The 9,232-nt window shown below is 69.1% G+C and carries 10 protein-coding genes; 4 read left to right on the top strand and 6 right to left on the bottom strand.

The genetic code is table 11. From position 1 onward, the window contains the following. Positions 1-224: 224 nt before the first annotated feature. From F787_RS0105655 to F787_RS0105645, 3 genes are all read right to left on the bottom strand, one after another. Complete coding sequence (locus tag F787_RS0105655; protein WP_028491577.1) at positions 225-629, bottom strand: type II secretion system protein; 405 nt, start codon at positions 627-629, stop codon at positions 225-227. A gap of 130 nt (positions 630-759) precedes the next feature. Further along, on the bottom strand, positions 760-1,980 hold the full coding sequence (locus tag F787_RS0105650; protein ID WP_028491576.1) for a type II secretion system F family protein: 1,221 nt from the start codon (positions 1,978-1,980) through the stop codon (positions 760-762). A gap of 6 nt (positions 1,981-1,986) precedes the next feature. After that, positions 1,987-4,146: an ATPase, T2SS/T4P/T4SS family gene (locus F787_RS0105645; RefSeq protein ID WP_028491575.1), complete on the bottom strand. Its 2,160-nt coding sequence runs from the start codon at positions 4,144-4,146 to the stop codon at positions 1,987-1,989. Between the two features lie 187 nt (positions 4,147-4,333). On the opposite strand from F787_RS0105645, the gene F787_RS0105640 reads away from it, so the two are divergent. From F787_RS0105640 to F787_RS17025, 4 genes are read left to right on the top strand one after another with little or no spacing between them, the layout of a single operon-like run. Continuing rightward, the gene (locus F787_RS0105640) at positions 4,334-4,801 is read left to right on the top strand and encodes a GspH/FimT family pseudopilin (protein ID WP_028491574.1); all 468 of its coding nucleotides are present in this window, start codon (positions 4,334-4,336) and stop codon (positions 4,799-4,801) included. Next, positions 4,802-5,275 carry a prepilin-type N-terminal cleavage/methylation domain-containing protein gene (locus F787_RS0105635; RefSeq protein ID WP_028491573.1) on the top strand — a complete coding sequence of 158 codons (474 nt, stop codon included), beginning with the start codon at positions 4,802-4,804 and terminating at the stop codon, positions 5,273-5,275. Further along, entirely contained in the window at positions 5,272-5,694 is a 423-nt protein-coding gene (locus F787_RS0105630; RefSeq protein WP_028491572.1) for a prepilin-type N-terminal cleavage/methylation domain-containing protein, read from the top strand. Before F787_RS0105635 ends, F787_RS0105630 begins: the two co-directional genes overlap by 4 nt. Next, positions 5,654-6,475, top strand: a complete 822-nt coding sequence (locus F787_RS17025; RefSeq protein ID WP_231373402.1) for a hypothetical protein — start codon at positions 5,654-5,656, stop codon at positions 6,473-6,475. The genes F787_RS0105630 and F787_RS17025 overlap by 41 nt, the downstream gene beginning before the upstream one ends. Before the next feature lie 6 nt (positions 6,476-6,481). Here F787_RS17025 and mshL read toward each other — a convergent pair whose 3' ends face one another. Genes mshL through F787_RS0105610 form a run of 3 tightly spaced genes read right to left on the bottom strand, consistent with a single transcriptional unit; the run spans position 6,482 to position 9,230 of the window. Further along, positions 6,482-8,167, bottom strand: a complete 1,686-nt coding sequence (gene mshL / locus F787_RS0105620) for a pilus (MSHA type) biogenesis protein MshL (protein WP_028491570.1) — start codon at positions 8,165-8,167, stop codon at positions 6,482-6,484. Then, on the bottom strand, positions 8,164-8,592 hold the full coding sequence (locus tag F787_RS0105615) for a hypothetical protein (RefSeq protein ID WP_028491569.1): 429 nt from the start codon (positions 8,590-8,592) through the stop codon (positions 8,164-8,166). The genes mshL and F787_RS0105615 overlap by 4 nt, the downstream gene beginning before the upstream one ends. Next, a complete protein-coding gene (locus F787_RS0105610; protein WP_042805692.1) occupies positions 8,589-9,230 on the bottom strand; it encodes a hypothetical protein in 642 nt (213 codons plus the stop codon). The genes F787_RS0105615 and F787_RS0105610 overlap by 4 nt, the downstream gene beginning before the upstream one ends. Positions 9,231-9,232: the final 2 nt, after the last annotated feature.

Here is a 9,232-nt window from a genome sequence, read left to right as displayed (position 1 = left end):
CGGCGGTGGGTCGGCCCCGGTCGTCGGGGCAGCGGTTGGGCCGGATCGGCGAGGGGGCTCGCCTCCTACAAGGGGGGTGTCGATGGGTGCCCGTTGGGTAGGAGGCCGGCCCTCCGGCCGATGTTGGCGGTGGGCCGGTCCCGGCCGTCGGGGCAGCGGTTGGGCCTGGTCGGCGAGGGGGTATCCCGCACCGCAGGAGGCAAGCCCCTAGCCAGGTGTGACGATCAGTTCGTCGTTGTTTGAGTCAGCGAAAAATCGGCCGTTTCTCCTTCCCCTTCCAAGGTGCAGGTAGCCGTTTCCCAGTCCTCGTCAGGACCATCGCCGCTCACTGTCCAGTCATCGGGCAGTGAGCCGTCGAGTAGGGAATTGGCGTCAGCGATGCTGCAGCTACCAACGACCTCGCAGTCGTCATGCCCCAGGCGACAGGCACCCACGTTGATGGTGTTGGCCGAGCTCAGGTTGCTGGCCTGTGCCTGCACCGTGGCTTCGGCGGCCTCATCGGAAAAATCGATGAAGCGCGGGGCGGCGACGGCGGCGAGTACGCCGACGATGATCAGCACGATGACCAGTTCGATCAGCGTGAAGCCGCCAGAGTGGCGGGCCTGCGAGAGGCGGGCGGGGTTATGCATGGTGCTTCTCCCTGGAAAAATGTCCTTGCATGGGCAGCGCGGCGGTCTCCGCACCGTTCGATTATCTGAACGCTAACACTGAATGTGACGCAGTTCCAGAAATCGAGTTGACACGCATCAAGAGTGCCGGTCAGAGGGCGGCCCCGGCCAGGTCCCACATCGGCAGGAAGATCGCCAGTGCCAGCACCAGCACCATCGCGCCGATGATGCTGATCAGGATCGGTTCGATCGCGCTGGAGAGGTTCTTCAGCTCGTAGTCGACCTCCTGCTCGTAGAAGCGCGCGACCTCCTCCATCATGTCGTCGACCTGGCCGGTCTCCTCGCCGACGGCGATCATCTGCAGCACCAGCGGGGTGAACAGGCCGGTGCCGGCGGCCGCCTGGCCCAGGGATTCGCCGCGCTCCAGGGCCTCGCGCATGTGGACCACGCGATCGGCGACCCAGGCGTTGTCCACGGCGCGGCCGATGGAGTCCAGGCCCTCGAGGATCGGCACCCCGGAGCGTGTGGCCATGGTCAGGGCGCGGGCGAAACGCGCCAGCAGGGCCCGTTCCAGGATGGAGCCGATCACCGGCAGGCGCAGCTTGATCCGGTCCCACCACAGGCGGCCACCCGTGCTGCGGGTGTACTGGCGGAACCCGAGGACCGCGGCGACCACGCCGCCGAGCATCCACGCCCAGTAATCCAGGGTGAACGCCGAGGTTGCCATCAGGATGCGGGTGGGCAGCGGCAGTTCGGCGTCGAAGCGCTCGAACATGCCGGCGAACGCGGGGATCACCACCACGTTGATGATGGCGATGGCGGCGAGGATGGCGGTCAGCACGAAGATCGGGTAGCGGGTGGCCTGCTTGATCTGTTGCCGGGTCTCGTGTTCGCGTTCCAGGTAGAAGCTGAGCTGCTCGAAGGTCTCTTCCATGCGCCCGGTGTCCTCGCCCATGCGCACCATGTTGATCAGCAGCGCGGGGAAGACGGCGGAGTGCTCGCGCATGGCCGCGTGCAGTTCGCGGCCGGCCTCCAGCGATTCGGCGATGCCGCGCAGGGCGTTGGCAAGGCGGGCGTTGTGGGTGGTCTCGGCGATGCCCTGCAGCCCCCGGACGATGGGCACGCCGGCGCGGGTCAGGCTGTGCATCTGGCGGCAGAACAGCTCCAGGTCCTCGTGGCGCGGCCGGCCGCCGCGCAACCGCAGGCCCGCGCCGGTCCCTCCGCCGGAGGACTCGGCGACCGGTTCGATCCCCACCGGCGGTGTGCCGCCGGCGTTCAGCCGTCGGGCCAGGGCGGCGGCGTTCTCGGCCTCGGCCCGGCCGCTCTCGGTGCGGCCATCCGGCGTGCGGATGCGGTAATCGAACAGGGGCACGGCGGATCAGTCGCGCAACGGGGCGTCGGGCAGGACGAGCCCCGGGTCGTCGTCGGAACCGGACCCGGCATCGGACCGGGGACCGGACCCGGGATCGGCGGGTTCGGGAGGCTCGGCAACCGGGGCGTCGCCGGGCTCCGCGCCGGCGACCGGCGAGGCGGGGCTCCCCGGGGCCTCGGGGACGGCGGGTTCCTCCTCCAGGCGGGCGGATTCGCCGGCGATGCGCAGCACCTCGTCCAGCGGGATCAGGCCCTGGCGTGCGTAGTCCAGCGCCACCTGCCCCAGCGGCCGGAAACCGGGCGCGACGCGTGCGGCGTCGGCAAACCCCTGGTGGTTGTTGGCGCGCAGTGCGGCAGCCATGTCGCTGTCGATCTCCAGCAGTTCGTAGATGCCGATGCGGCCGGACACCCCGGTGTTGTTGCAGCGGTTGCAGCCGGTGCCGCGTCGCCAGTGGGCGGGGGCCTGCGGGCGGTCGTCCAGCGGTTCCAGCGCGGCCAGCATGCGCGGGTCCGGTTCGTGGGGCTCGGCGCAGTCCGGGCAGACCCGGCGGGCCAGGCGCTGGGCCAGCACGCCGATCACCGAGGGCGCCAGCAGATAACCCTCCACGCCCATGTCCAGCAGGCGTATCGGGGTGGAGATGGCGTCGTTGGTGTGCAGCGTGGACAGCACCAGGTGGCCGGTAAGCGCCGCGCGCACCCCGATCTCCGCGGTCTCCTGGTCACGCATCTCGCCGACCAGCACGATGTCCGGGTCCTGGCGCAGCGCGGTGCGCAGCACGCGAGGGAAGTCCAGTCCGATGCGCGCGTTCACCTGCACCTGGCAGATCCGCGGGAGGCGGTATTCCACCGGGTCCTCGACGGTGATGATCTTCTTCCCCGGCTCGTTGAACTCGCGCAGCGCGGAGTACAGCGTGGTGGTCTTGCCGGAACCGGTGGGGCCGGTCACCAGGATTACCCCGTGCGGGTCGCGCAGCAGGCGCCGCAGCGGTTCCAGCACGTGCTCCGGCATGCCCAGGCTGTCCAGCGACAGCACGCCGGTGGACTGGTCGAGCAGGCGCATGACCACGGATTCGCCGTTCTGCAGCGGCAGGGTGGAGACGCGGACGTCGATCGAGCGGTCGCGCACCCGGATGTTGAAGCGCCCGTCCTGCGGCAGGCGCCGCTCGGAGATGTTGAGCCCGGCCATGATCTTCAGGCGCGAGACCAGGGCCCCGGCGATCTGGCGCTCCTTGAACTCGTGTTCGTGCAGCACGCCGTCGATGCGCTGGCGCACGCGCAGCACCCGGTCGTCGGGTTCGATGTGGATGTCCGAGGCGCCGGTCTGGATGGCGTCCTCGAACAGGGTCTGCAGCAGGCGGACCACCGGGGCGTCGACCTTCATCTCCGCCTCCACCAGCTGGTCGAGGTCGTAGTCGCTGCGCGAGAGCTCCTCGGACAGCTCCTCGGCGACCCGCGAGATCGCCTCGGTGTGGCGGAAAACCCGGTCCAGGGTGGCCAGCAGGTCGTCCTCGGCGACCACCGCGATCTGCGGGCGCTGGCCGAGCTGGCGGGTGATCTCGTCCTGGGCGAACAGGTCGGTGGGATCGGCCATGGCCACCAGGATGCCGTCGCGTCCCTCGGACAGGGGCAGGGCACGCAGGCGTCGCGCCAGGGTCTCCGGCAGCTTGCGCGCGACTTCCGGATCGAACTGGTAGCGCCGCAGGTCGACCCGGGGGACCTGCAGCTGGTCGGCCAGTACCTCGACGATCTGGTGGCGGTCGACCAGTTCCATGTCCACCAGCACCTGGCCCAGCTTGCGCCCGGTTTCCTTCTGCCGCTTGAGCGCCTGTTCCAGCTGGCTCTCGTCGATGTATCCGTAGTCGATCAGCAGGTCGCCGATGCGGATGCGGCGCATCTGTTCCTGCAGCGCCCCGGCGATGTCTTCCTGGGTGCACAGTCCCATGTCGGTCAGCACGCGCCCCAGCTTGCGCCCGGAGTCGCGCTGTTCGGCCAGTGCCTGCTGCAGCTGTTCCTCGGTGATGACGTCGGTGTCGACCAGGGTCTCGCCCAGGCTGCGGGTGCGACGGGGAGACGGCGCCTTCGCGGCCGGCTCGGTGGCGGAGTCCGTTTCGGACTCGCGCGGTGGCCGGTCCTGGTCACCGGATTCCGGCTTGCGGAAAAAACGCATGGAGCTCCCTCGTAAGGCCACCCGGTGCGGCGTTGGGACGGCGAATCCGTGACAGGTTGCCCAAACCCGGGCGCTGCGACAACCTTGCGGCCTCCCGGGAGTGACCTCCTCCGTGGCCTCCGGCGTGCGCGCCTGTCGGCTATTCTCCTGTTATATTCCGAGATATTCGTCGCAATTCGAGTCTTGCATGAGCCCGCGTCCGCCGCCCGCCCCGATGGCTGGATTCACCCTGTTCGAGCTGGTGCTTGTGCTGCTGGTGCTCGGCGTGCTGGCTGTGGTGGCCATCCCGCGGATCCCGGCCGGCCTGCTGGGCCCCGCGCCCGACCTGCAGGCCGCGGAGGACCAGCTGGTCGGCGATCTGCGCCAGGCACGCGCCGGGGCGATGGTCTGCGGGCGTAACGGGGCCGTCGAGGTGGTCACCGGCAATGGCTGGGTGGTGGACGACAATCGTTCGTGCCTGACCAGTACTCTGCGCGGGCCGCGCAACCTCACGGGCGTCTCCGTCTCGGGTGACGCTTTCGAGTTTCGCTATCCCTTCGGTGCCCTGGATCCGGATTCGGGGGATCATGTGGAGCTCACGCTGTCCGGCGGCGGGGAATCGCGCACCGTCTGTGTGCGGGCGCTCACCGGGGCCCTCGAACGAGGGGGGTGCTGAATGATCGACCGACCGGGGACCGGAGCACGCGCCGCCGGACATCGCGTCCGCGGCCTGACCCTGATCGAGCTCGTGGTGGCGCTGGTGATCATCGCGGTGGCGATGGCCGGGCTGGCCGGGACCTTCGCCCTGCTGACCGGGGTGGCGGGCACCGAGGACGCGGAGCAGTACGCGCGCGAGGCCCGCGGCTGCGGCGAGGCCCTGCTGGCCGTTCACGGAGCATCGGCGCTGGATTTTGGCGATTCGTGTAACGGTAACGGCGATAATCCGGAAGACTGGGCCGAGGAGGATTCCGCTGGGGGCGACGTGTTGGCCGGCGCCTGTCGGGATGACGTGGACCTGGAGGTTTCCTGCCGGATAATACCCGCGGCGGATGCCCCGGAGGACAACCCCCTCAACCAGGTCGAGCTCCGCCGGGTCGGCGGCGGCATGCCCGTGCTCTACCTGCAGTTCCCGCGCGAGGACGATGGATGATGCGCCCCCGCGGGTTCACGCTGCTGGAACTGGTGCTGGTGCTGATCATCCTCGGGGTGATCGGCGTGGCGGCCGCGCGTTTCCTCGGCGGGGCGGTGGAGGCCATCTTCGTCACGCGCGAACTGACCGATACCCAGATGGAGTCCGGAGCGGCGCTGGATCGTATGGCGCGGGATCTTCGTGGTGCAGGAAGCGTGGATGATTGCGCGGGAGGCTCCCTGATCCTCAATGGTGGTGGCCTCGAATACGCGCCGGCCGACGGACGGCTGGAGCTCAACGATGTGCTGCTGGCGGGCACCCCCGAGGATCCGGTGGTCTCGTTTGTCTGCGCGGATACCGGTGTCAGCGGCCTGTATCGCCTGGAACTGGAGACCGAGAGTGGCTATATCGCACAGACCCATACCTATCACCGGCAGTGAACACGCACCCGCGATCCCGCGGGGGCAGCGCGGCAGCCTGCTGCTGGTGGCCCTGCTGCTGGTGGTCCTGGTGGCCGCCATCGCCGTGGGGGCCGCGTCGCTGGTGGGTTCCGGTGCGGCCACCGGCGCCGACCGCGTGCTGGGGGAAAAGGCCCTGTTCGCGGCCCAGAGCGGGATCCTGCGCATCAGCGAGGGCGGGCTTTCGTGTGACGAGGCCCCGCACGGGGTCGGGGAAGGGGCATGGTTTTACTGCACCCCGCCCGGCGACGCCGGATGCGGGGGGGACAACCGTTCCCGGGTGCGCGGCTGGGCCGGCGCTGAAGCCGAGGAAGATGCCCCCGCCGTGCACCACATCTGCGTAAACCTCGATGCCGCCGGAGGCACGGCCCCGCCCTCCGAATGCGCCGAGGAGGATCCGGCCTGGACCTGTGCGTTTGATGATGGCGATGTACCTCCCGGTGGCGGGCCGGGCTCCGATTTCGAAAATCTCTATGTAGCGGAAGACGTTACGATTCAGGGTGGAGGTAATCGGACCGTGGAGGGTGAGGCCTGCTTTGCGGACGGAGCAGAGGTGAATGGCAAGCTGACTTTTGAGGGCAACGTCTACTGGGAGACCGAGGAAAACACCAGCGGCGGATCCAGCGACTACGAAGCCTGCGTCTACGTGGCAGGCGAGCTGGATGACGACCTCAGCAGCGATGACTGTGACGGGGAATCGACGCTGGATGCCTGGTGCCCCCATGCCGGAGAAGGCGGCTCCGGCTGGGGGTATTCCGACTGAGGGCTGTTACATCTCCAGGGTGCGGTGGTCCACGCCTTCCCAGTCGCGCAGGCGTTCGCGGCTGCGCCGGATCTCGTCTTCCCAGGCCTCGCCGTCGTCGTCGACCACCACGGGGCGCAGCAGGATGACCAGTTCGTTCTTGCGCTGCTCCTGGCGGGTGTGGCGGAACAGGCCGCCCAGTACTGGCAGGTCGCCCAGCAGGGGCGTGCTGGCGATGATCTCCTCGGTGGTGTCCTGCATCAGCCCGCCGATCACGATGACCTGACCGTTCTCGGCGCGCACCACGCTGTCGGATTCGCGGATGGACGAGCTGGCCAGCGGGAACGAGTATTCCCGGCCGTCGAAGCGGAAGCTGGTGACCTGTTCGCGCACCTCGCTGACACTCGGGCGGACGTGGAGGATGACGTCGCCGCTGCCGGCGACCTGGGGCGTGACGTCCAGGGCCACGCCGTCGAACAGCGGGGAGAACGTGGGGTCCGGGAGCAGGCGGTCGGTGCGGGCGTCGCCGGTCCCCGTGCTCTCGGTGCGCAGCTGGAAATCGGTGATGTAGGTGCTGTCGTCCCCGACCTTGATCACCGCCTTCTGGTTGTTGACGGTGGAGACCCGCGGGCTGGACAGGACGGTGAGGTCCCCCTGGGTTTCCAGCAGTTCGAGGAAGGCGTTGAACCCGGTACCGCTGTAGGCCGCGGTCAGGATGCCGCCCAGGGCCTCGAATTCGCCTCCGGTGACCTCGCCGATGGTCCCGATGTCGCCCTCGATCGGAGTCCGTCGCGAATCCGCCAGGGATCCGGGGCTGGCCTGCCCGATCTGCAGTTCGCCGCCGGCGATCTGGTTGAGGCGTGACCAGTTGATCCCGGCTTCGAATTCCGACCCGAGCGCCACTTCAACGACCTTGGCCTCGAGGATGACCTGACGCTGCGCGGATTCCTGCACGGCGTCGAGGAACCCGGCCACGTCGCGGAGTTCGTCCGGGCGCGCACGCACGGCGATCACGCCGGTGTTGGGGCTGGCCACCACCCGGCGGCCCTCGCGGTCGTTGCCTTCTTCGCCCAGCACCAGCATCTCCAGGGAGTCACGCAGGTCACCCCAGAAATGCGATTCGGAACTGGTCCGGATGGTCGTCCCCGAGGTCTCCGGTTCGTCCTCCTCGGCGGCGAGCTGTCCGGCGCTGACCTGCAGGCCGGTCTGACCCTCGCGGTTGACGTTCAGGTAGTCCACGAAAAAGGTGCGGGTCTGCAGGCCGGCAGGCCCGACGCGGAAGGTGGAGCCGCGGCGGGTGATCGCGTAGCCGTGGGTCTCCTCGACGATCTCCAGGATCTCCGGCACGGTCACGGCGTTGAGCTGCAGGCTGATGCGGCCCTCCACGTCGGGGTGCACGACCATGCCGTAGGCGGTGTCCTCCACCAGGGTGTAGAAGAATCCGCGGGCCTCGGCATCCTCCACGCGGAGGTCGAACACCGGTTCGTCGGGGGGGATGTCGGGCTCGGCGAGCGGCGGCTCCCCGGTGTCGCGGGCCGCCGGTTCCGGGGGTGGTGTCGGGATGGGCCGGGGCACCGGCCGTTCCATGTCCTCCAGGCTCTGCTGGGTGCGATCGCGTGCATCCGAGCCCAGTTCGCCGGGGGCGGCGCAGCCGCCGAGGAAGGCGATGGCGGGGGTGAACAACAGCCAGGGCAGGGCCGGGAGCCGGATCATGGGTGTCTCCTGAGTTCCATTTCGACAGGGGGGGTAACGGACAGACGGTGCTCTTCGCCATCGGTGGTGCGAACCACAATACCCCGGGGTTCGATGTGCAGGATCTCGGCGCGGTCGACCGTATCGCCGATATGCACCTCGCTCTCGCGGCCATCCGGGTCTTGAACCCGGGCCACGTTCCGGTCGCCCTGCAGCCGCACCATGATGACCCGGAGCTCCGCGAGGCGGGTGTCGGGTTCTTCGCGGGCTTCGGCGGCGTCGGGAGCGGGGTCCGGGACGGCAGCCGGCTCGGGCGCGGTGAGTACTGCGGGCAGTCGGGTGGGGTCGGCCAGTTCTTCCGCCACAGCGGAAGAGGCCCCCCAGGCCGGGAGAAGCCCGCAGGCGAGGATCGTCGGCATCAGGAGGGAAGACCGCTTCCGCTTCATTGCGTCTCCTCCAGGCCGTCCAGGTCCATGGCGTCCATTGCCAGGCGCAGCCGGGGCGTGCCATCCACCAGGGTCAGTTCGGTGTCGCCCCACAGCCACAGCACCGGCATTGCCTCCAGATGGCGTATGTAACGCAGGAGGCTCAGGTAGTCGCCGGTCATCGCCAGCTCGATGCGGTGGCTGCGGATGCGGATGCCGGAATCCTCTCCGCGCGTCATGGTTTCGGGACTGCGGCGAACCAGGGTGTCCAGCCGGATGCTCCCGCGCTCCGCCAGCAGTTCGCGCAGCAGGCGCGCCGTGCGGTCGGGGCCGAGGAGATCCTGCGCGGCGGTCTGCAGGCGCCGCTCGATCTCCGCGGCCTGTTCCCGCGCCTCGCGTTCGCGTTGCCGGAACGTCTGCAGCGGGTCGTCCTGTACGGCGATCTCGGCGGTCTGTTCCAGCAGGGTCCGGGTGTCGGTACGGGTCTGTTCGATGCGCTCGTCGAACCCTTCCAGGCGCTGCTCCTGAGGGACCACCGCGAACTGAAAGATCAGCAGGAACGGCGTCAGCAGCACGGCGCCGTAAAGCAGCAGGCGTTCGCGCCCGGAGAGCGCGCGAACGCGTGTATCCAGCGACTCCAGGGCGGCTGCGACGGGCATCT

Origin of the sequence: Thioalkalivibrio sp. ALE19, from assembly GCF_000428605.1 — a bacterium.
Classification (GTDB): Bacteria; Pseudomonadota; Gammaproteobacteria; order Ectothiorhodospirales; family Ectothiorhodospiraceae; genus Thioalkalivibrio.
The sequence above is the reverse complement of the archived record's forward strand: the minus strand, read 5'-3'. Positions and strand labels throughout refer to the sequence as shown.

What these genes read in the sequence shown, in the direction of transcription:
- F787_RS0105655 (WP_028491577.1), bottom strand. Translation starts at nt 629, where the DNA reads ATGCATAACCCCGCCCGCCTCTCGCAGGCCCGCCACTCTGGCGGCTTC.
- mshL (WP_028491570.1), bottom strand. Translation starts at nt 8,167, where the DNA reads ATGATCCGGCTCCCGGCCCTGCCCTGGCTGTTGTTCACCCCCGCCATC.
- F787_RS0105615 (WP_028491569.1), bottom strand. Translation starts at nt 8,592, where the DNA reads ATGAAGCGGAAGCGGTCTTCCCTCCTGATGCCGACGATCCTCGCCTGC.
- F787_RS0105635 (WP_028491573.1), top strand. Translation starts at nt 4,802, where the DNA reads ATGATCGACCGACCGGGGACCGGAGCACGCGCCGCCGGACATCGCGTC.
- F787_RS0105645 (WP_028491575.1), bottom strand. Translation starts at nt 4,146, where the DNA reads ATGCGTTTTTTCCGCAAGCCGGAATCCGGTGACCAGGACCGGCCACCG.
- F787_RS0105610 (WP_042805692.1), bottom strand. Translation starts at nt 9,230, where the DNA reads ATGCCCGTCGCAGCCGCCCTGGAGTCGCTGGATACACGCGTTCGCGCG.
- F787_RS0105640 (WP_028491574.1), top strand. Translation starts at nt 4,334, where the DNA reads ATGAGCCCGCGTCCGCCGCCCGCCCCGATGGCTGGATTCACCCTGTTC.
- F787_RS0105630 (WP_028491572.1), top strand. Translation starts at nt 5,272, where the DNA reads ATGATGCGCCCCCGCGGGTTCACGCTGCTGGAACTGGTGCTGGTGCTG.